Raw genomic sequence first — 21,547 nt, 5'->3', positions numbered from 1 at the left:
TCTATTCTACCATATTAAATCTTTAAGCTCGTTATACAATTTCACAGTTCTCTCTTCTATCATGCTTGAAAAAAGCCCCTCCTCGCTAATGTTAGAAAATACAACTATATCAGCCTAGCTAAAGTTTTATCTTAAATCTGAGCTAAACAATCTTCTCCATCACCCTTTAAACTCTTTCAAAAACCCTTTAAGCTCAGCATCGGCTTCTGGTGTGGTTCCGTGTAGTTGACCGAGCATTTCAAGTAGAGAAGCGGTTTGGTTTTGGATTGCTTGATTGGTCGTGTTAATCTTGCTGACGATGTCTGTCAGTGGTTCGACTTCTTCTTCCTCAAAGGTATCTACGTAGCGAGGGATATTGAGGTTATAGTCATTTTCGACAATTTCTTCATAACTTGCCAGATGGGCAAACTTGTCAATCTCCTCACGTGACTTGTAGGCTTCCAGAATCTTCTCGATATGAGCATCCGTCATGATATTCTGATTTTTTCCCTTATCAAACTCCTTAGAAGCATCAATAAAGTAGACATCACGGTTGGTACGATTCTTTTTGAGAATGATAACCGTGGTCGGTATGCTGGTATTAAAGAAGATATTAGCAGGTAGACCGATAACCGTGTCAATGGCCCCTTCTTCTAACAAGGCCTTGCGAATGGTTCCCTCCGCATTGCCACGGAAAAGAACACCGTGAGGAAGGACGATAGCCATAACCCCATTATCCTGCTTGAGATGGTAGTAACCGTGCAAGAGAAAGGCAAAGTCAGCCTTGGACTGGGGCGCTAGTTTCCCAAAAGGAGAGAAACGAGGATCCGCCATAAAGCCAGAGCTTGCTGACCACTTGGCAGAGTAGGGAGGGTTCATGAGAACACCATCAAAGTTAGTCGGTTCTTGAGTCGGCCAGTCTTCATCTAGTGTATCAGCATTGTGGAGAAATTGATTTTCAACAGGAACACCGTGTAGAATCATGTTCATCCGAGCCAAGTTATAAGTCAAAGTATTAAGCTCCTGACCAAAGTAGACTACTGTCTGAGGTTTATGAGAGTATTTCTTGGCATTGAGCAAAAGGGAGCCAGACCCCATAGTCGCATCATAGATGGTAAAGCCTAGCTGGTCCTCACGACCCAAAAAGGCAATCTGAGTCATGAGTTTGGCAACAGGCTGAGGTGTATAGAACTCACCAGCTTTCTTCCCCGAGTCCGTCGCAAACTGACCAATTAGATACTCATAGGCATCTCCCAGCATATCACCAGCATGACCAGCCACATCTAGCACAGCCAACTCCTTCATGACTGCCGCCACCGTTTGGTTTTGCTTTTGCGGAGTCGCCCCTAACTTTTTGGAATAGAGGTCAATATCTTCAAAGAGGTTTTCATAGAGTTCATCACTCTGCTCGATATCTCGAAAACCCTGAGCCAAGTCTTCCAACTGGAAAGTCCCATCATTGACACGTGCTACTAGAGCCGTAAAGGTCAACTCAGGTTTGATACTATAGTTGAGTTCGTCCTTCATGACTGCAAGAAGATCCTCGTGGGTGTCCGCATCCTCATAGTAGGAGCGATAGACCTCAAGGGCAGCCTCTAGACTCTCACTCCCCTCCTCCATAGTCTCCACCACGAAAAAGAGCATCTTATCTGACAGGTACTTATAAAAGACCATCCCCAATAGATAGGACTTGTAGTCATTAGCATCCATCTTAGAGCGGAGAACATCCGCTGAGTTCCACAGGGCTTGGTAGAGCGACTGGGAAGTTTGTGTTGTTTCCATAATGTTTCTTTCTAAGTCTTGATTAATCATGCTTTCTTTAGTTTATCGTTTATCAACTTTTTCTTCAAATACAAATCCATTTGACTCCATTTGATTTAGTTTTTCCCGAATATTTAAAATTACTGTCTTTTCATAATTTACGTATTCTTTTGGTGGTGCAAACATATATCTTCCTGTCCAAAGAATATATTTCTTATTTTCAGGAATAATATCAAATCCATCAAAGCCATATTCATTCGATAGAATAGACTGAAATGTCCAGAATGATAGGAATTCTACATCGTTGAAATGATTTATAAAATCCCATATACTGCTATCCCAACTATCAAATTTGCTAAATTTTTCCACTGAAGCTAAATAAGTCAACAGAAGAAAATCTTTTCTACGATACTTTGTAAAAGTTTGACAACCAATATCTAAATCATGAAAATGGCACCCTAAATCATGGAAGCTCAATACTCTATGCTTTTCTAAAAAATATATAATCTCAGATTGATCTAATCCTGCAGGTTTTAAAATATTTTCCCACATTTCAACAATTTTAGAAATCACATCTTTTGTTAGGGGATAATTTCTTTCATACGGAGGCACTATCTCATTGTACTTTTCTTGTACAATAAGAATCATAGAGGGACTATTTTTAAACTTCATAGATTCATTAATAACAATATTTAGTAAACTTTTTTTCTGAATATCAGAAAAATCTGCAAATTGATTATTCAAATATTGATAAAAATCAGTTTTTTGATCCGAATCTATTAACTCTTGTATAAATTTATCTGACTGTTCCACGAATAAGGTATCTAATTCATCTTTTGTACGATTCATAGGCACTTCATAAAGAAAATATTCTATACTATTCTTATTAAAACTTAGTGGATATTGCTCATTATCAACTTTTTGGATTTCAGATAACAGCTCTTTTATTGTGTGGCCTTTACGGAGAAAATCTTCTAGCTTTGTTTTCTCATTCTCTTCTATAACTATTTGTATATTGTTGAGCATTTTCTTATAGAGTTCTGGATAAAATAAGTAAGCATAGATAATTAACAACTGTTGTTCCACTTGAACACGACCAAACTTCCTTCTTGTAAAAAATTCTTTATTTACATAATCATTAAAATGTTCCCTATCACGTAAATTTCTCTGGTCACTTTTAACTCTTTTTTTAAAACTCTCTGATAAATAAACGCCAAGCTTTTTTTCTAATAAATGAAAATAACTATCCCAAATATTTGAAGAATGTAGTACAAAAGGTAACTCAACTTGCCTATCAATTATCTTTGATAGATAGTTATCTCCTCTCTTATAAAGTAGTGTCATATCACCAACAAAAATAATAGGTAGCTTTCCATTTATCAAACTAAAAAGCTTATAACAGTCTTCTTGCTGCTTTTCCAACATTCTATCAAAATCATCAATAACTAAAATTTTAGAAAATTTATGTAATCTAGTTAGTAAGAAGCTATACAATTCATCAGATTTATATTTAAAAACATTCCAAACTGCAACCCCTAGAGATACCAATCCTCCAATTTTCAAAACCACTGATTTCTCAGAATCAAAATACTCACCCAATCCTAAATCCACAACATTAGTCATCAAAATAGAAACTATCACAAATACAACAAGACTTAACCTCATCAAAACTAAGTAAAAAATTGGGTGGAGTTTTGAAAATGTTACTTCAATCATTGAACGATTATCTGTTAATCTCCAAAAATCCATAGTAATTAGTTTTATCTTTTTATTCTTATTTACATCCTGTAAAAATGTTGATTTCCCTGACCCCCAGTTTCCATTAAGAAAATATGTTTTATCTTCTTGCAGTAGTTCAGCAAAATTTTTTGCTGCTGTTGAGGTATCGATTTTCTCTAGTTTTATATAATTCTTTTCCATTTTGATTTACCTATATAAACATATCCTGCAAGAGTTTCTTTTTCAGTGTTTCTAACTGAGAAATTTTTTCTTGATAAGAGTTGATGAGGTTATCTAGGTTTGAGAAATAGGCACCGATGGCTTGTTGTTCTTTTACTGTCGGTACTGCAAGCTTATAGGTAATAAGATTTTTATAGTACAACCGAACACGTGTACCACCCAATTTTTGCATAGTTGAAAATCTTAAAAACAACCTAGAGTTATTCAAATGATAAAGTAGAAAATCGATATCGGATCTACCATTACTAATAAAAACAGGATATTCTTTAGAAACCAGAACATCAGTTTCAAAATTATTCTTATTAAACTTAAAAATAGAATCATCTGACATATGACGATAAGTGACATATCCCATTGGAACTCTATGAAAATCAAGTGTCAAATCTATTCCAGTCCTCCCACCTTCAAAATAATCATTCTGTAAATAAAGACCTTTTCTAGAAGATGTTGCAATAGGAAAACCTGACTCACCTGATATTATCTCGTCATAATTGTCAATCAATGTTCCTAAGTTAACTACTTCCCACTCGCCCTCAAATCCATCCAAACGGATCTCAGGGACTGTTTGTTCAGCTTTGGGGAACATCTTGGAAAGCATGGTTTCCTTGAGGGATTGGTAGTTGGCGAGATTGTCTTTGTAGCCTGTTATTAGGTTGTCTAGAGCGCGGAAAAGAGATCCGATTGCAGCTTGTTCTTCTAACGATGTAGGCAAACAAATCTTTAGATTTGATAAGGATTTTTGACTAACTCCTTTTGCAGTTCCTCCACTAGATAAAGAAGTTAACTCGTTAAATATTTTTGGACTACGCAATAAAGTTGCTAAAAAATCTTCTCTAATTAAATCATGTTTAACTTCAAATGCTATAGTACGTTGACTTAGGATATACAAATCGTCATTAGGAATCTGAGCTACATTTCCCATTGGTGCTTCAGTAGTAAAAACAACCTGTCCTTTATGAAGATTATTATTCCCCATCCATCGCTCATACAAGTCTTGATTTCCATAATTAGCATCAACATTGAAATCAATATAGCCATTTTTTACATTTAATGCCGATAAAGCTAGATAACCTGTATCACTCCAACTTAAACCTAATTTTTTAGGTGTTCTACCCCTGTAATCTAAAATTTTTTCTATATTAGATAACAAAGGTCTTTTAATCCAATCTTTCTGTTCTTCACTAAAACTGATTTTAGGCTTCATTTTTCTCCCCAACTCTTATAACTCTCTGTCTAAAAATTGTTTTAACTTTTTACGCAATTCATTATCCAATACCTCGTTTCTTTCTTCTTTTTGAATACTATTATACTTATTATTTATATCGTTTCTAAAAAGAAAGGTATAATATAAAGCCACTTGAATAGCTGAACCCCAGAGAAAGAAACAAACTGTAAATAAAAACACGATATAAAAGACATTAAATAATGAATAAAATATTACATTAACAAATGAGGTTAAAACAATTATAAAACTTGATAAAAAACCTATATTTACCATAGCAGCTAGTTTTTTTATCTCTTTAAAAGATAGTTTAGAGACAAAAGAACTAGAATTAGATGTTGTCAGTGTACTATAAAGTGAAAAGTAAATCCCTATAAAAACTGTGGATATTGTCACTAAATTTGTATTATCCTTATAAACAATATCAAAAAACCAACAGTATATTTTTTCTACACTACCTAATCCAAGAGATGAAATGATTATCACTATTATTATAGCACTATATATAATCCAAAAATGCTTATCGATAATTCTTAACACATCGTCATCTCCTTTTCTTCAAATTATATATTATCCATAATTTTGATTTCAAATTCAGTCTCATCAACAGATAAAAGATTTCCGTGTGACAAATAATGATCATCTTTATCTCTGTCACATAAGTCATAATAATGTTCAGTCATTAAAGTAGATAGTCTTTGAAAATCGTCTGTTTTTAAGGAGTTTTGTTCAAGAATATAAAAACCATCCGTTTTTAAATCAATTTTCTCAAGGTTTCCAGAATTAGGATTTTTAAATTCAACTTTAGCCGATATAAGATTTTTATCATCAATATTTAAAAAATTTAAGATTTCATATATTTTTTGAATTCTCATATCACCTTTTATTCGCCCTTTTTTTAAGACTATTTCAGTATAATTTCCTCCAAGTTCTTCGGTAGCCTCGACTGGATACTCTACTAATTTTTCTAAAAGCGACTTATCTTCTTGTTCAATATTAGTAAACAAATTTGAAAGCTGAAAACCCTCATTTTTTATTTGAAATGTGATTTTTTTAATACTTTCGGAATCTACAATAAGTGGTTTTAAACTTTCTTTCGTAATTGGTTCAAATTTTATAGAGTACTTTACTTGAGGATTAAGACTTTTTATAAAGCTCGATAAATACTCTCCTATTTGATTAATAGAAGGGCCTAAGAACTTTCTTTCCATCAAAAAGAGGTATGAGGTAGGGATAATCAAACAAACACTTGGTTCAAAAAGATCACCATCAATTTGCCTAATCTCCTCTTCACCTATTTTTCCTTCGTATGGTTTTTCGCTTCGATACTTTCCAATCCAGACTGTTCTATTACTTGGGAGATACTCAAAACCATCCAAAGAAGAACCACTCGTTCTACTGCATAAAGGTTCTCTGCTATCATTCATAAAAATCGTTTGTTGGCTACCTAATTTAACAGTTCTTTCCATGGGGGAGGAAACTCGAATTATATCAATTAATTTGGACAAATCATAATTTGTCTTCTCACCATTTCTACACAAAAAAACATTAAAATATTGAATTTTCATTTCTAGCAACCTCCTATTAGTTTACAATTATCCTTTTATCATTTTTATAATCTATAAGTCCTTCTACCTCAACATTTGGCACAAAGACATTTACATTAAGACAAGCGGATTTTTCACAAAAAGTTCTCAAATGTATTCCTCTTGGTATATTTTCATCTATATGATAAATTAACTTTGCCTCGTATTTTACAATTAAACTCGGATTGTTAACAATCTTTTTGACTATTAGATTCTCAAAATAAGTCTGATTATATCCGTGAACTGCTGTATAGTGATTCCCCCTATTAGACCACTTCGTTTGCTTATATATATTCATCTTATTCTTTTTACTAGTATTAAAACAAGTTCCTTTAAACAATTGTCGCCCTAAAATATGTCCAGCATCAAAACCTGAACTTGGAAATGGAGATTTACCTTTAGGTCCTCTCCCTTTAACTTTGCTGATTGTTTTTAATGTAATTAAACCATTACCACCTATCGGCAAATCACCCCTCAATTCAAAATTTTTTGGACAGCTAATATTTAAATTAGAAAAATATCTTTTATTACTTGAATGTTCCATGGAAAAAGAACCTTGCTCATATTTTAATTCTTCTCTTGAATTTACACCTAATTCTTTTAGCATATCATCTTTAAAAAAATCATCAAAAATTGATTCACTAGGGAAATTATCTGACATTCAATTCCTCCATTATCTTCTACTAAAATTATACCACGAAACTATAAAAATCCCCCTTAGAAATCCACTTCTAAGGGGTTGTCTTTATCCTGCTGCTTGGGCTGGTTCTGCTGGTTTGGTCTTTTTATCTTTCTTGCTACTAGTAATGAGACGGCGTTTGCTATCTCGGATGCTATTGAGTTCCTTGAGGAGTTGAGTCAAATGTTCCTTTTCAGGATAGGCTTCTGCACTGGCTGCGGTATAGTGCATAAAGAGGTCGTAGCTGGTTGAAAGTTCGGTACGGAGTTGTCTAGTCTTGCCAACTTCCTTGGCAGACTTAGAAGCACGCGCCTTACTCTCCACTTGATCATATTCCTCTTGAGCATTGATCACAGCCGTCAGCATAGGTGTCAGTCCTAGGCTGGTAACTGCCTCATGATAGGGTGTCTCACTAAGCGTTTTGAGCAGGCTCTTAATCTCTGCCGTTTCTACATCATTGCTGTGCTTAGTGATGTCCTTGTACTTGGCAAAGACTGGTTTCAGAGTTTCATGAGCTTCTTTGAGCTTAGCATCCTTAATCTTAGCAAATCCTCTATGGAGGGTAAAGAGACCGACCAAGGCACTATCACGATTGCGATCGACTTCTGTCAGATTACTAGACTCTTTCGTCTCCACTGCAGCAAGTTGAGCTTGAAAATCATCCAGCCTGGTCTTGAAGGGTTCCAAATGTTTGGCATACATAGCTTCATCCTTGTTTGCCTTAGAAAAGGTGGCCAAACTTTGATGAGTATCCATCATCAGGCTCTCAAATTCACGGTTGGTAAAGTTGCTGTAACTAAGTGGGCGAATAGCGTATGTTTTTGTCATGATGATATCCTTTCTATTCAACGAATCATTTATTATCTTCTCTATCAAACCAAGACTGGATTAGTTCTGGAAGATAGACCTGTTTTTGATCTGTTTTTACAATGCTTCCTTGCCTATGAGTTTGAATCAAAGGTCTATCCTTAAATACAAAGACTTGAAACAATGCACAGACTAAAAATAGAAGCCCCCATAAAGGAAGTGTCGATAGCATACTCTCCTCATCATCTCTAACTTTCTTCATCGATTTTTCTCCTTTAAGTTGATACATTCATTCTAACAGTTTCCCAAACTATTTTTACCTTCATCTTCTCAACTGTCATTATTTCCATCTAAAAGGTACTTTTCAGGACAAATCAGACAGTTCAAAATAATACTCAATGAAAATCAAAGAGCAAACTAGGAAGCTAGCCGCAGGTTGTACTTGAGTACAGCAAGGCGACGCTGACGTAGTTTGAATTGGATTTTCGAAGAGTATTAAAAAATCCCTATCTGACTGGAAACACATTCCGTCCATCAGATAGAGACTCTTACTATTTTTAGATTTTAACCTTTCTAGCTTTAGAATACATCTAAACTTTAGGAAAGGCGACTATTCGAAAGTTCGAAGACCTCAAAACTTTCTCAGATAAGCTATTCGAAACGTAGAATACTTGTGTATTTATGGAATAAGGATTGTTCTAAAGCTAGAATACATGTAAACTTTAGGAAACAGATCTATTCTAAGTCTCGAAGACTTACCTCCCAACCCTCAATGGCTCAATGACTTCCTCTACTAGCTGGGTATAGGCTTCCTTGATTTGTTTTTTATAGAGGAGAGGATTGAGGGCATCTGCCACCTCTAGCTTATAGTCCTGATAGCGCTGGCTCTTGGTCAGCTGGCTTTCTCCTAGTTGTTTTTTAGCACCCTTACGGTAGTGTTCGACATAGTAACGGAGCTCATCCTCACCGACATACCAGCGTTTGCTAAAGACTTGGATGTGTTGCTGGATGACCGCCTCGATCATCTGATCCAAGATATTTGCGATAGACTGACCACGATAGCTTTCCGGATGTTCTTGTACCTCTCTCCAAAGTTCAGTGATGATCTGGGCAAGATTGGGATTGGTCTTCTCAAGACTCTGAATATAGTTATCCACGACTTCCCTATCTTGAGCGTTTAAGTTCTTTTCTTGACTTTGACCTTGTTCAATTAGGCTTTGAATCAAGGTTAGGATATAGGCATAGTTGATTTCGTCTACTTGGATAGACTCCAGTTCATAGTGGATATCAAGTGGCTCTCCATCGTCATCATCCTCTACTCGGCTTTTTAATTCTGCAAGGACATTTCGATAAAGGCCCAGATACCTTTCCAACTTTTCTCCATCAAGTTCTGTCTGACTGTAAACTTCTTCCTCATCATACTCTTTATACACTCGGATAGAGGCTAGGTATTTATCAAAGGCTTGATAGGTTTTAGCTAGTTTCCTCAACTCAGGCGTAGAGACTTGCTCGAAATCTAGACCATTCACATAGTCATCAGTAGCAAGATTTTTGAAATCACTGCAACTCCTCAAGAAGTTTCTCTTTTCCTCTTCCCAGCTTGGAGCTAGAACCTCGTTTTCACCACCATTTGAGTAGAGCTTGAGGGCATTATCTACTGCTTCCTTAAAGGCTAGGGGCTTTTGGAAGGTGATGATATGACCATAGGTCTTACTGCTATCAAAAATACGGTTAGTTCGGCTAAAAGCCTGAATCAAGTCCTGCGGTTGCATAGGCTTGCGGTCGATAAAAAGAGTTGACAGACAAGGGGCATCAAATCCCGTTAGGAGACGATTGACTACGATGACTAAGTCCAACTGCTCCTTGCGATAGAGGTATTTGTCCTGCTTTCGAGCTAGACGGTTATTGACATCCGTATTAAAGCCACGAAGATCCGCCATAGTAAAGTGGGTATCAAACTCTTGGTTATAGTCTTCTAAAACCTGCTTCATGTGGTCTTGATTAGCTCTTGACTCTTCTTCATTTTCAGTGACCGAGTAGGTGATGGTCATCTTTGGAAAATCAGGAAGGACCTGCTTGACCCTCTCCGATACCTTGACTCTCGTCTCCCCAGCCTTGACTCGTTTGAGCAAGTCATAGTAGGCCTGGGCTTGAGGAATTGACTTGACGGTCAGGATAGCATTATAGGTCTTACCCACTCCTTTTTGGAAGCCTAGCTGTTGACGGGATTTATTGATAATGGCATCCAAGACTTCCAGCATATGCTCCTCATCCTCGTAGACAGTATCTGGTATGTCATTTTCGGATTTATCCGTGATGAGGGTATTGCGATAATCCACCTTAAAGCCTAAAACTGCTCCATCATGGATGGCTTCCTTGACTGTATACTCATGAAGACGGTCACCGTACTGTTGCTGGGTGGTCTGAGCTAGGTCACCGTACTGTTGGCGTTTATTTTCCTTAAAGATAGGTGTGCCTGTAAAACCATACCAGAGAGACTGTGGGAAAAAGACCTTAATGTCTTTTTGTGTTTGTGGCGTCACGGCACGGTGGCATTCATCCACGACAAAGGCCACTCGAAAGCCCCTGATTTTATCAGCATCACGCTGGTAAAGTCCTTGTTCAAACTTGCGCATCATGGTGGTGATTTTCTGGATGGTCGTTACCACCACACGCTTATCATTGCTTCCTAGTCGCTTGACCAAATCATGGGTATTATCCGTCTCATCAATATCAATGACATCATTGGTCGCATAGGAGAGAAAGGACGAAGTAGTCTGTTGGTCCAAGTCTCTACGATCAACGACAAAAATCGTCTTTTGGATGGATGGAATCTGGAGGAGATTCCGAGCTACCTTATAAGAAGTCAGGGTCTTACCTGAACCTGTCGTATGCCAAACATAGCCTGATGCTTGCTGGCGAGAGGCTTCTTGCACTGCTTCGATTGCATGGATCTGGTAGGGACGCAGGAGGATAAGAGCCTTCTTGCTATCATCAAGGACAGAATACTGCATAACCATCTGGTGGGCACGAGGGATGGAAAGAACTTCGTGGGCAAAGCTGGTCAAGCTCGTTATGGGTTGGTTGTCTTTATCCACCCACTTGGTTAGAAATTGCTTGTTGAGTTTATTTTCCCTAGCCGCAGCGATATAGCGTGTATCTACCTTATTGGTCACAACAAACATCTGTAAGCTAGAGTAAATGCCACGGAACTTTCCTTCTCTATCATACTTCTTGATTTGATGAAAGGCATCTAGAAAAGCAACTCTGGGACTTTTAAGCTCGATCTGAATCATTGGAAGGCCATTGATCAAGAGGGTCACATCTAGCCTGCGGTCTTGATCCTGAGGATTTATCTTATCTCTCTCGACTTGGTTGACAACCTCATAACTAGACTTACCAGCTGCGATATTGTCTCGCCAGATGACGGATAAACGGATAGTCCCTAAACTAGCATCTTCTCTTTGAACCTCAACCTTGGCAATGCCATTTTCGCCGACCAACCACTTGGCCGCATCATAGTAGCTAACAAAGTTCAGTTGATTCTTTATCTGGCGTTTTTCCTGTTCTGTCAGGGGATGATCTGCCAATAGAGCCACATTGTTCTGGGCTAGCTTTTCAAAGAAGTTTTCCCATAATTGCTCTTCTGTTTTAAGGTCATCTCTGTAAGTCCATTGACTTTCCCCAGTCACCAGTTGGTTGATCAGTTGTTTTTCTATCTCCAGTTCTGGTTTTACCTGTATCATACTCTCTCCTTTGCTACTTGTCTGCTCCCTTTATTATAGCATGTTTAGGCTCAAAATCCATCACTCTTCCCATAGCAAAAAGACTCATTCCCCCTTTCTCCTCCAAAATATGGTATAGTAGAGTTATACTATCTATGAGGAGTTTACATGTCACAGGATAAACAAATGAAAGCTGTTTCTCCCCTTTTGCAGCAAGTTATAAATATCTCATCGATTGTCGGTGGCGTTGGAAGTTTGATTTTCTGTATTTGGGCTTATCAGGCCGGGATTTTACAGTCTAAGGAAACCCTCTCTGCCTTTATCCAGCAGGCAGGCATCTGGGGGCCACCGCTCTTTATCTTTTTACAGATTTTACAGACGGTCGTCCCTATCATTCCTGGGGCCTTAACCTCAGTGGCTGGCGTCTTTATTTACGGGCACATCATCGGTACGATCTACAACTATATCGGTATTGTGATTGGCTGTGCCATTATCTTTTATCTTGTGCGCCTCTACGGCGCTGCCTTTGTCCAGTCTGTCGTCAGCAAACGCACCTATGACAAGTATATCGGATGGTTGGATAAGGGCAATCGTTTTGACCGTTTCTTTATCTTTATGATGATTTGGCCCATTAGTCCAGCTGACTTTCTCTGTATGCTGGCTGCCCTGACCAAGATGAGCTTCAAGCGCTACATGATCATCATCATTCTGACCAAGCCCTTTACCCTCGTGGTTTACACCTACGGTCTGACCTACATTATCGACTTTTTCTGGCAAATGCTTTGACATATAAAAAAATCCGTTTGGTTTCCCAAGCGGATTTTGTGCTTTATTTTGAAACTTCTTTTGCAAGAACAAAGTTCCCAAGTGTAGCAGAACCATTTCCTGCGACTGCTGGAGTCACGATGTAGTCACGCACATCTGGTACTGGTAGGTAGCCATTGAGAAGAGCTGTGAATTTCTCACGGACACGGTCCAACATGTGTTGTTGAGCCATGACCCCTCCACCAAAGACAATCACGTCTGGGCGGAAAGTCACTGTCGCATTAACCGCAGCTTGAGCAATGTAATAGGCTTGGACATCCCAAACAGGGTTGTTGAGTTCAATGTTTTCCCCACGTACACCTGTACGAGCTTCCAAACTTGGACCAGCTGCATAGCCTTCCAGACATCCCTTATGGAAAGGACAAACACCCTTAAACTCTTTTTCAATATCCATTGGGTGTCTAGCCACATAGTAATGACCCATTTCAGGGTGACCCACACCGCCGATAAACTCACCACGTTGGATAACACCTGCACCAATACCTGTACCGATTGTGTAGTATACCAAGTTTTCGATACGGCCACCAGCATTGTTACGGGCAACCACTTCACCATAAGCAGAGCTGTTTACGTCTGTAGTGAAGTACATTGGCACGTTTAGGGCGCGACGAAGGGCACCAAGCAAGTCTACATTTGCCCAGTGAGGTTTTGGAGTTGTTGTGATAAAGCCATAGGTTTTTGAATTTTTGTCAATATCAATGGGACCAAATGAACCAACTGCAAGACCAGCAAGGTTATCGAATTTTGAGAAGAACTCGATGGTTTTATCGATTGTTTCGATTGGAGTTGTTGTTGGAAATTGTGTTTTTTCCACAACGTTAAAGTTTTCATCACCGACAGCACAGACAAACTTTGTACCGCCAGCTTCCAAGCTTCCATATAATTTTGTCATGATAAACCTCTTGTTTTTATTTTCTTTATTATAGCATATTTCGAAAGTCTAAATTTCTCTATTTTTTAGATTTTCCTCTGTAAATCTTACCATTCAAGCAAAAACGAACAAACATATCATTTGTTCGTTTTCATTTAGCTAGGAAAGATTAGGCTTTCACTTCGATAAGTGCATCCCCCTTCGCAACTGAACCTGTTGCGACTGGAGCTACTGAAGAGAAGTCAGCTGTGTTAGTAACAATAACCATTGTTGTATCATCAAGTCCAGCTGCAGCGATTTTGTTTGAGTCAAATGTTCCAAGAACATCGCCAGCTTTAACCTTGTCACCTTGGGCAACTTTTTGTTCGAAACCTTCACCGTTCATTGTTACAGTGTCGATACCAACGTGGATCAAGACTTCAGCACCATTAGTTGTTTTCAAACCGAAGGCGTGACCTGTTGCAAAGGCGATTGAAACTTCAGCATCAGCTGGTGCATAAACCACACCTTGGCTAGGTTTCACAGCGATACCTTGTCCCATAGCTCCACTTGAGAAGACTGGATCATTAACATCAGCAAGAGCTACAACGTCACCAACGATAGGAGTTACAAGTGTTTCATTTTGAAGAGCTGCTGGAATGTTACCAGTTGTTTCTTCTTGGACCAAACGTTCTGTCTCTACTTCAGTAGCAACTTCTTTTTCATCCTCATAACCAAACATGTAAGTAAGGGCAAAACCAAGTGCAAATGATACAGCTACCATAAGAAGGTATTGGGCAAGTTGTCCGTTACCAACATAAAGCATTGTACCAGGGATGATGGTGATACCACTACCATTACCAGCAAGTCCGAGGATAGAAGCCAATCCACCACCGATTGCACCAGCAATCAATGAAAGGAAGAATGGTTTACGGAAGCGCAAGTTCACCCCGAAGATAGCAGGCTCTGTAATACCTAGGAAGGCAGAAAGAGCAGCTGGGAAAGCAAGTGTTTTTAGTTTTGGATTTTTAGTTTTAACACCAACCGCAACAGTTGCAGCACCTTGAGCTGTCATAGCAGCTGTGATGATAGCGTTGAATGGGTTAGCATGGTCAGCAGCAAGCAATTGAACTTCAAGCAAGTTGAAGATGTGGTGCACACCTGACACGACGATCAATTGGTGAACCCCACCAATCAAGAAACCACCAAGACCAAATGGCATGTTAAGGATCGCTTTTGTAGCGATAAGGATGTAGTTTTCAACGACGTGGAAGACTGGCCCGATGACAAAGAGTCCAAGGATAGACATAACCAAAAGTGTAACGAATGGTGTTACCAAGAGGTCAATGACATCTGGAACGACCTTGCGAACAAGTTTTTCAAATTTAGCTCCGACAACCCCGATGATGAAGGCTGGAAGAACGGAACCTTGCAAACCAACAACAGGGATGAAACCAAAGAAGTTCATAGCTGTTACTTCACCACCTTGAGCAACTGCCCAAGCGTTTGGAAGTGAGCCAGAAACAAGCATCATACCAAGAACGATACCAACGGCAGGATTTCCACCGAATACACGGAAGGTTGACCAAACAACCAAACCTGGCAAGATGATGAAGGCTGTATCTGTCAAGATTTGTGTGTAAGTTGCAAGGTCTCCTGGAAGTGGCATTTCAAGAGCATTGAAAAGACCACGCACACCCATGAAGAGACCTGTCGCTACGATAACTGGGATGATTGGAACGAAAACGTCACCGAAAGTACGGATAGCACGTTGGAACCAGTTCCCTTGTTTAGCAGCTTCTGCTTTCATGTCATCTTTAGATGATGTTGGCAAACCAAGTGCAACAACTTCATCGTACATTTTGTTAACTGTACCTGTACCAAAGATGATTTGGTATTGACCTGAGTTAAAGAAAGCACCTTGAACTTTTTCCAAGTTCTCAATCACTTCTTTATTGATTTTTCCTTCATCTTTTACCATGACACGTAGACGAGTCGCACAGTGAGCTACACTGTTGACATTTTCACGTCCGCCCAAGGCATCGATGACTTTTTTTGCAATTTCCTGATTGTTCATTTGCAAAAATCTCCTTATAAAAATTTTGTTCTTGTTTGAAAGCGATTTTATCCGCCCTACGACTATTATTTTATCATGTTTTAAAAATATGTCAAGCGTTTTGCAGAAAAAATATTCTATCCACTTAGTGGACACGCTTTAGATTGATTGATTTTGACTGTTTTAGCAGGAATTCCTTAAAAAACAAGTTTGAAATCTTAGTTAAAAGGCTTTTTTTCATTATCTTTCATATTTTCGTGAAAATGTGATTGATTTTCTGCATTTATTTTATGACAAACGTTTGACAGTTTTTTCTCTTTTTTAACATAAAAGGCTTGCTTTTTTTTCCGAAAACGGTTACTATTAAAAGTGATAAGATTTTTGGAGGAATGAAAGAATGGAATGGACTACTGAGCGTCGTTACAGACTTTATCAAGACTGGACGCAAGAAGAAATTAAGAATATTAAGGAAAATATGGCACAATCTCCATGGCATACTCATTACCATGTTGAGCCAAAAACAGGACTTCTCAACGACCCAAATGGCTTTTCTTACTTTGATGGCAAGTGGATCCTCTTTTACCAGAATTTTCCTTTTGGTGCAGCCCACGGTTTGAAATCTTGGGTGCAGTTGGAAAGTGAGGACTTGGTTCACTTCACAGAAACTGGAGTCAAAGTTTTGCCTGATACTCCATTAGATAGCCACGGTGCCTACTCTGGTTCTGCCATGCAGTTTGGCGATAACTTGTTTCTATTTTATACAGGAAATGTCCGCGATGAAAACTGGATCCGTCACCCATACCAGATCGGTGCTGTGATGGACAAGGATGGTAAGATTACGAAGATTGACAAGATCTTGATTGACCAGCCAGCAGACTCTACAGACCACTTCCGCGATCCACAAATTTTTAACTTCAAGGGTCAATATTATGCTATCGTCGGTGGACAGGACTTGGAGAAAAAAGGCTTCGTCCGTCTCTACAAAGCTATTGACAACGACTACACAAACTGGCAAGCTGTTGGTGACCTTGACTTTGCTAACGACCGAACTGCCTATATGATGGAATGTCCAAATCTTGTCTTTGTAGGAGAGCAACCTGTCCTTCTCTACTGCCCACAAGGATTGAATAAAGATGTTCTAGACTACAACAATATCTATCCAAATATGTATAAAATTGGGGCTTCCTTTGACCCTGAAAATGCTAAAATGGTAGATGTGTCTCAACTTCAAAACATGGATTACGGTTTCGAAGCCTATGCTACCCAAGCCTTCAACGCTCCTGATGGACGTGCTCTAGCAGTTAGCTGGCTTGGATTACCAGATGTTTCTTACCCATCTGACCGTTTTGACCACCAAGGAACCTTCTCTTTGGTCAAAGAACTGACTATCAAAGATGGCAAACTCTACCAATACCCAGTTGCGGCTATCAAGGACCTTCGTGCTTCTGAAGAAGCCTTCTCAAACCATGCTCAAACCAATAACACCTACGAACTTGAACTCAACTTGGAAGCCAATAGCCAGAGCGAGATTATCTTACTTGCTGATCAAGAAGGAAAGGGACTTTCCATCAACTTTGACCTTGTAAATGGTCAAGTGACAGTGGATCGTAGCCAGGCTGGTGAACAGTACGCCCAAGAATTTGGGACTACTCGTTCTTGCCCTATCGATAACAAGGCTACTACTGCTACGATTTTCATCGATAACTCTGTCTTTGAAATTTTCATCAATAAAGGAGAAAAAGTATTTTCTGGTCGTGTCTTCCCACATGCGGACCAAAATGGTATCCTGATCAAGTCTGGAAACCCAACTGGAACTTACTATGAATTAGATTATGGTCGCAAAACTAACTGATGTCGCCAAACTTGCAGGCGTCAGCCCTACTACCGTTTCTCGGGTTATCAATAAAAAGGGTTATCTATCTGAGAAAACCATCCAAAAAGTCAATGAAGCCATGCGAGAATTGGGCTACAAACCCAACAATCTGGCTCGCAGTTTACAAGGAAAATCAGCTAAGTTAATCGGTTTAATTTTCCCCAATATTTCCAACGTTTTCTATGCAGAATTGATTGATAAGTTGGAACACCAACTCTTTAAGAATGGTTACAAGACCATCATCTGCAACAGTGAGCACGATTCTGAGAAGGAACGCGAATACATCGAAATGTTGGAAGCCAATCAGGTGGACGGCATCATTTCTGGTAGTCACAACTTGGGAATCGAAGACTACAATCGAGTGACAGCACCAATTATTTCCTTTGACCGAAATCTGTCACCAGACATTCCAGTCGTCTCCTCTGACAACTATGCTGGTGGAGTTCTTGCTGCCCAGACCTTGGTTAAGACAGGCGCCCAGTCTATCATCATGATTACAGGGAATGACAATTCCAATTCGCCAACTGGACTGCGCCACGCTGGCTTTGCTTCTGTACTCCCCCAAGCTCCTATTATCAATGTTTCCAGTGACTTTTCGCCCGTCAGAAAAGAAATGGAAATCAAGAATATCTTGACTCGACAAAAGCCAGACGCCATTTTTGCTTCAGATGACTTAACAGCTATTCTGGTCATTAAAATCGCTCAAGAGCTGGGCATTTCTGTCCCTGAAGAGCTCAAGGTCATCGGCTATGATGGAACCTACTTTATCGAGAATTACTACCCTCAATTGACTACTATCAAGCAACCCTTGAAAGAGATTGCCCAACTCACTGTTGACCTTCTCTTACAGAAGATCGAAGGCAAGGAAGTCGCAACAACTGGTTACTTTTTACCAGTTACATTATTACCAGGAAAAAGTATTTAAACACAAAAAAACTCAGACCAATTCGTCTGAGTTTTTTATGATCTTAAATTTTCGAGATAGCGCTGGGCTGTCTCTAAGTTAAAGTTTTTATCTGCGATGAGTCGCTCAACTAAGGGAGCTACCTCGGACTCACTGGCACCTGCTAGGAGTGCCAAGGATTTGGCCTGCAATTTCATGTGGCCTTGCTGGATTCCTGTACTCACCAAGGCTTTGAGGGCCGCAAAGTTTTGGGCGAGACCGATAGAAACGATAAGCTGGGCTAATTCTTTGGCAGAAGGATTTCCCAGTAGCTCATGACTGAGGGCTACACGAGGGTTGAGGCCGATAGAACCACCCTTGGTCGCTACAGGCATGGGCAGAGTCATCTCACCAACCAATTCTTCTGTTTCCAAGTCTAGGCGCCAAGAGCTAATACCTTGGTAATGTCCATCTCGACTGGCAAAGGCATGGGCTCCCGCCTCAATGGCACGCCAGTCATTACCAGTGGCAATCAAAATGGCATCAATACCGTTAAAAATTCCTTTATTGTGGGTAGTGGCTCGATAAGGATCAGCCTGTGCAAATTGGCTAGCCAAAGCTATTTTCTCCGCAATCTCTCGTCCTTTGTCCTTCTGGCGGCTCAAGTAGCGAAAGGCGATGCGACAGCTTGCTGTCACCAGAGAATCGGTCGCGTAATTAGACAGAATTCCCATGAGACTCTGTCCCTGACTGAGTTCTTCTAAGACTGGTTTCAAGGTTTCCAGCATGGTGTTGAGCATATTGGCTCCCATAGCTTCTTGGGTATCAACATGGAGATAAACAACGAGAAAGTCTGTTTCACCTTTGATCTGCTCTACATGCAAATCACGCGCCCCACCTCCTCGTTTTACGATAGAAGGATAAGCTTGATTGGCAAGTTCCAAGAGCTCAGTCTTTTTGTTTGCAATCTTCTCTTGAGCTTGTTCAGGATTAGCAACTTGATAAAGAGCTACCTGCCCAATCATCTGGCGCTCATGGACTTGCGCAGTAAAACCACCTGCTCGCTTGATGATTTTACTTGCATAGCTGGCCGCAGCAACCACGGACGGTTCTTCTGTCACATAGGGAACTGTGTATTCCTGACCGTTAACGAGAACCTCTGGGACCAACGAATAAGGCAGAGAAAAAGTTCCCACCACATTCTCACTCAGCTGGTCTGCCACAGTCACACTCATCTGTTCATTCTGCTCCAAACTCTCTTGTCTCTCAGGACTAAGGAGCGCCTGAGCTTTTAACAGCTCGAGGCGCTCTTGGTATGATTTTTTAGAAAATCCATTCCAACTTATCTTCATTATTTTTCAACCTTGCTATAACGACGTTGGTGGTCAACAATTTCAACCAAGGCAAAATCTTGATTTTCATATCCAGCAAACTGGGCAGAGTTTGTTCCATCCAAGTCTACTTCCTCAAAGAAGACTTTTTCATAGTCTGCAACAGACAGGGCAGTTCGTTGGTTGAGCCTGTTCAAGCGGTCTTTATCCAGATAGGCTTCATATCCTTCAACCAATTCACCACTGAAGAACTCAGCCACAGCACCACTTCCGTAACTATAAAGGGCAATCTTATCCCCAGCCTTCAAGCTATCTGTATTTTCCAAGAGAGACAAAAGTCCTAGGAAAAGTGAACCAGTGTAGATGTTCCCCACCTTTTGACTGTAGAGAATAGACTGGTCAAAATGCTTTTGCAAGAGGTCTTTTTTCACTTGAGGCAAGTTCTTATCCATGATTTTTTTCAAGCCTTTTAAGGCTAATTTAGGATAAGGCAAGTGGAAACAAACAGCTGCAAAATCATCCAAAGTAAGCTGGTAGCGTTTTTGGTATTCAAGCCAAGTCGTTTTCAAACTATCCAAATATTGTTGGGTAGAATAAACACCATTTACATACGGAGTTGTCGAGTAATTTGGACGCCAGAAATCCATGATGTCACGGGTTTGAGCTACATTGTCATTATTAAAGGCCATAATGCGCGGATTTTGTGTAATCAACATGGCCACACTTCCAGCACCCTGAGTGGGTTCTCCTGGAGTTTCAATACCATATTTGGCAATATCACTGGCAATGACCAAGACCTTGGACTCTGGAGAATTTTCCACATGCAATTTGGCATAATGAAGGGCAGCTGTCGCTCCATAGCAGGCTTCTTTAATCTCGAAACTACGAGCAAAAGGCTGGATTCCCAGCAAACCATGCACAAAGACGGCCGCAGCTTTACTCTGGTCAATTCCTGACTCAGTCGCCACAATGACCATATCGATTTCTTGTCTTTCTTGCTCAGTTAAAATAGAGTCACTTGCACTGGCCGCCAAGGTCACGATATCCTCAGTTAGGGGCGCAATACTCAATTCCTTGAGTAAGAGTCCTTTGCTTAATTTTTCAGGGTCAATTCCCCTCGCTTCTGCTAAGTCTTGTAATTTCAAGACATATTGACTGGTCGCAAAACCAATCTTATCAATACCGATTGTCATATTTACCTCTGTTTTATCATTCATGTAAAAAATCGTTCTATACTATTTTATCACAAATGGCAGTAAAAGAGAGAAAAAAGACTTGATTCACCAAACCAAGCCTCTTATTCGTCACAGTTTTAAATAATGATTAGTTGCTATAGAGTTCACCAACATAAGTAGCTTTATAAGTCCCATTCTCAGTTATCAGTTCCTGGAGGATTAAATTTCCTGAGTAAGTCCTTCCCATCTCATCTACAAATTCTTGATAAAACTGACTAGTCGGAATTTCTCTGATATTCTTATCAAATGTCTTGTCAAGTGTTTTACTAACCTTTTCGGCAATAAACTGATTCTCTTGCAATCCACTTTGAAACTCTGAGCTCGAACTAGAAACCATGACTGGGATAGCTAAAAGAAAAAGAGTTAAAAAAGATACATAAAATAACATACGCTTCCTCTGCATGGGATGCACCTCTTTTCATTTAATGTATAGCTGTAACTAGTTGTCCAGAATAAGTTGCGTACCAGCCCCCATTATCAGTTCTAGTGGTTGATGTTAAAGTTAAAGTCCCTCTGTACCATTTCCCCTCCACATTTTCTTTATAATCAAACGTTGTGGGAATAGCAGAAGCCGTTCCATAATAGTGTCTTATAGTTTTATTACGCTTAATATAGAATACACTTCTAAAAGAGGTGTAGCCTTTATCAACCTCATTTGAACTAGATGATGCACTCACCGGACTGGCACTGACCAACAAAGTCAGTAGACTTACAGACAATAAGGAAAATAGTGATTTTTTCATGATTTTTCCTCCTTTCTATATATAGAATAGCAC

The 21,547-nt window shown here is 39.5% G+C and carries 18 protein-coding genes; 3 read left to right on the top strand and 15 right to left on the bottom strand.

Annotation, left to right across the window (positions count from 1 at the left end; translation table 11 throughout):
- Positions 1–159 precede the first annotated feature (159 nt).
- From N8M20_RS04310 to N8M20_RS04270, 9 genes are all read right to left on the bottom strand, one after another.
- On the bottom strand, positions 160–1,761 hold the full coding sequence (locus N8M20_RS04310; protein ID WP_261079198.1) for a type I restriction-modification system subunit M: 1,602 nt from the start codon (positions 1,759–1,761) through the stop codon (positions 160–162).
- Positions 1,762–1,803: 42 nt separating this feature from the next.
- Positions 1,804–3,660 carry a KAP family NTPase gene (locus N8M20_RS04305; protein WP_261079197.1) on the bottom strand — a complete coding sequence of 619 codons (1,857 nt, stop codon included), beginning with the start codon at positions 3,658–3,660 and terminating at the stop codon, positions 1,804–1,806.
- A 10-nt stretch (positions 3,661–3,670) separates the two neighbouring features.
- Complete coding sequence (locus tag N8M20_RS04300; protein WP_261079196.1) at positions 3,671–4,903, bottom strand: restriction endonuclease subunit S; 1,233 nt, start codon at positions 4,901–4,903, stop codon at positions 3,671–3,673.
- Positions 4,904–4,918: 15 nt separating this feature from the next.
- On the bottom strand, positions 4,919–5,461 hold the full coding sequence (locus N8M20_RS04295; protein ID WP_261079195.1) for a hypothetical protein: 543 nt from the start codon (positions 5,459–5,461) through the stop codon (positions 4,919–4,921).
- Positions 5,462–5,484: 23 nt separating this feature from the next.
- Positions 5,485–6,489: a DUF6731 family protein gene (locus N8M20_RS04290; protein WP_261079194.1), complete on the bottom strand. Its 1,005-nt coding sequence runs from the start codon at positions 6,487–6,489 to the stop codon at positions 5,485–5,487.
- Between the two features lie 16 nt (positions 6,490–6,505).
- Complete coding sequence (locus N8M20_RS04285) at positions 6,506–7,168, bottom strand: DNA/RNA non-specific endonuclease (RefSeq protein ID WP_261079192.1); 663 nt, start codon at positions 7,166–7,168, stop codon at positions 6,506–6,508.
- Positions 7,169–7,252: 84 nt separating this feature from the next.
- The gene (locus tag N8M20_RS04280; protein ID WP_261079191.1) at positions 7,253–8,014 is read right to left on the bottom strand and encodes a DUF6261 family protein; all 762 of its coding nucleotides are present in this window, start codon (positions 8,012–8,014) and stop codon (positions 7,253–7,255) included.
- A 25-nt stretch (positions 8,015–8,039) separates the two neighbouring features.
- A complete protein-coding gene (locus N8M20_RS04275) occupies positions 8,040–8,255 on the bottom strand; it encodes a hypothetical protein (protein ID WP_261079190.1) in 216 nt (71 codons plus the stop codon).
- A gap of 493 nt (positions 8,256–8,748) precedes the next feature.
- Positions 8,749–11,739, bottom strand: coding sequence for a type I restriction endonuclease subunit R (locus N8M20_RS04270; protein ID WP_261079189.1), 2,991 nt, complete (start codon positions 11,737–11,739; stop codon positions 8,749–8,751).
- A gap of 147 nt (positions 11,740–11,886) precedes the next feature.
- Here N8M20_RS04270 and N8M20_RS04265 point away from each other — a divergent pair, with 147 nt between their 5' ends.
- Positions 11,887–12,504, top strand: a complete 618-nt coding sequence (locus N8M20_RS04265) for a TVP38/TMEM64 family protein (RefSeq protein ID WP_000076167.1) — start codon at positions 11,887–11,889, stop codon at positions 12,502–12,504.
- Positions 12,505–12,547: 43 nt separating this feature from the next.
- On the opposite strand, the gene scrK is transcribed toward N8M20_RS04265, so the two are convergent.
- Positions 12,548–13,435, bottom strand: coding sequence for a fructokinase ScrK (gene scrK / locus N8M20_RS04260; protein WP_261044124.1), 888 nt, complete (start codon positions 13,433–13,435; stop codon positions 12,548–12,550).
- Between the two features lie 148 nt (positions 13,436–13,583).
- On the bottom strand, positions 13,584–15,470 hold the full coding sequence (locus N8M20_RS04255) for a sucrose-specific PTS transporter subunit IIBC (protein WP_261079188.1): 1,887 nt from the start codon (positions 15,468–15,470) through the stop codon (positions 13,584–13,586).
- Between the two features lie 376 nt (positions 15,471–15,846).
- Here N8M20_RS04255 and N8M20_RS04250 point away from each other — a divergent pair, with 376 nt between their 5' ends.
- Both N8M20_RS04250 and N8M20_RS04245 read left to right on the top strand, forming a co-directional pair.
- Positions 15,847–17,301, top strand: coding sequence for a glycoside hydrolase family 32 protein (locus N8M20_RS04250; protein ID WP_261079187.1), 1,455 nt, complete (start codon positions 15,847–15,849; stop codon positions 17,299–17,301).
- The gene (locus N8M20_RS04245; RefSeq protein ID WP_261079186.1) at positions 17,282–18,247 is read left to right on the top strand and encodes a LacI family DNA-binding transcriptional regulator; all 966 of its coding nucleotides are present in this window, start codon (positions 17,282–17,284) and stop codon (positions 18,245–18,247) included. Before N8M20_RS04250 ends, N8M20_RS04245 begins: the two co-directional genes overlap by 20 nt.
- 35 nt (positions 18,248–18,282) lie before the next feature.
- Here the strand turns inward: N8M20_RS04245 and N8M20_RS04240 are convergent, their stop codons facing one another.
- From N8M20_RS04240 to N8M20_RS04225, 4 genes are all read right to left on the bottom strand, one after another.
- Positions 18,283–19,557 (bottom strand): hydroxymethylglutaryl-CoA reductase, degradative, encoded by a 1,275-nt coding sequence (locus N8M20_RS04240; RefSeq protein ID WP_261079185.1) that lies wholly within the window; start codon positions 19,555–19,557, stop codon positions 18,283–18,285.
- A complete protein-coding gene (locus tag N8M20_RS04235; RefSeq protein WP_261079246.1) occupies positions 19,557–20,729 on the bottom strand; it encodes a hydroxymethylglutaryl-CoA synthase in 1,173 nt (390 codons plus the stop codon). Before N8M20_RS04235 ends, N8M20_RS04240 begins: the two co-directional genes overlap by 1 nt.
- Positions 20,730–20,859: 130 nt before the next feature.
- Positions 20,860–21,108, bottom strand: coding sequence for a hypothetical protein (locus N8M20_RS04230; RefSeq protein ID WP_261079184.1), 249 nt, complete (start codon positions 21,106–21,108; stop codon positions 20,860–20,862).
- 85 nt (positions 21,109–21,193) lie between these two features.
- The gene (locus tag N8M20_RS04225; RefSeq protein ID WP_049521918.1) at positions 21,194–21,514 is read right to left on the bottom strand and encodes a hypothetical protein; all 321 of its coding nucleotides are present in this window, start codon (positions 21,512–21,514) and stop codon (positions 21,194–21,196) included.
- Positions 21,515–21,547: the final 33 nt, after the last annotated feature.

The organism is Streptococcus mitis, from assembly GCF_946190275.1.
Lineage (GTDB): Bacteria > Bacillota > Bacilli > Lactobacillales > Streptococcaceae > Streptococcus > Streptococcus mitis_DC.
This window is presented reverse-complemented; position numbering and strand designations above follow the sequence as displayed.

Bases quoted from the DNA above. Each gene is read 5' to 3' on its own strand.
- N8M20_RS04305 (WP_261079197.1), bottom strand. From the start codon at position 3,660: ATGGAAAAGAATTATATAAAACTAGAGAAAATCGATACCTCAACAGCA.
- N8M20_RS04235 (WP_261079246.1), bottom strand. From the start codon at position 20,729: ATGACAATCGGTATTGATAAGATTGGTTTTGCGACCAGTCAATATGTC.
- N8M20_RS04275 (WP_261079190.1), bottom strand. From the start codon at position 8,255: ATGAAGAAAGTTAGAGATGATGAGGAGAGTATGCTATCGACACTTCCT.
- N8M20_RS04240 (WP_261079185.1), bottom strand. From the start codon at position 19,557: ATGAAGATAAGTTGGAATGGATTTTCTAAAAAATCATACCAAGAGCGC.
- N8M20_RS04265 (WP_000076167.1), top strand. From the start codon at position 11,887: ATGTCACAGGATAAACAAATGAAAGCTGTTTCTCCCCTTTTGCAGCAA.
- scrK (WP_261044124.1), bottom strand. From the start codon at position 13,435: ATGACAAAATTATATGGAAGCTTGGAAGCTGGCGGTACAAAGTTTGTC.
- N8M20_RS04300 (WP_261079196.1), bottom strand. From the start codon at position 4,903: ATGAAGCCTAAAATCAGTTTTAGTGAAGAACAGAAAGATTGGATTAAA.
- N8M20_RS04270 (WP_261079189.1), bottom strand. From the start codon at position 11,739: ATGATACAGGTAAAACCAGAACTGGAGATAGAAAAACAACTGATCAAC.
- N8M20_RS04255 (WP_261079188.1), bottom strand. From the start codon at position 15,470: ATGAACAATCAGGAAATTGCAAAAAAAGTCATCGATGCCTTGGGCGGA.
- N8M20_RS04245 (WP_261079186.1), top strand. From the start codon at position 17,282: ATGGTCGCAAAACTAACTGATGTCGCCAAACTTGCAGGCGTCAGCCCT.
- N8M20_RS04310 (WP_261079198.1), bottom strand. From the start codon at position 1,761: ATGGAAACAACACAAACTTCCCAGTCGCTCTACCAAGCCCTGTGGAAC.
- N8M20_RS04290 (WP_261079194.1), bottom strand. From the start codon at position 6,489: ATGAAAATTCAATATTTTAATGTTTTTTTGTGTAGAAATGGTGAGAAG.
- N8M20_RS04280 (WP_261079191.1), bottom strand. From the start codon at position 8,014: ATGACAAAAACATACGCTATTCGCCCACTTAGTTACAGCAACTTTACC.
- N8M20_RS04250 (WP_261079187.1), top strand. From the start codon at position 15,847: ATGGAATGGACTACTGAGCGTCGTTACAGACTTTATCAAGACTGGACG.
- N8M20_RS04285 (WP_261079192.1), bottom strand. From the start codon at position 7,168: ATGTCAGATAATTTCCCTAGTGAATCAATTTTTGATGATTTTTTTAAA.
- N8M20_RS04230 (WP_261079184.1), bottom strand. From the start codon at position 21,108: ATGGTTTCTAGTTCGAGCTCAGAGTTTCAAAGTGGATTGCAAGAGAAT.
- N8M20_RS04225 (WP_049521918.1), bottom strand. From the start codon at position 21,514: ATGAAAAAATCACTATTTTCCTTATTGTCTGTAAGTCTACTGACTTTG.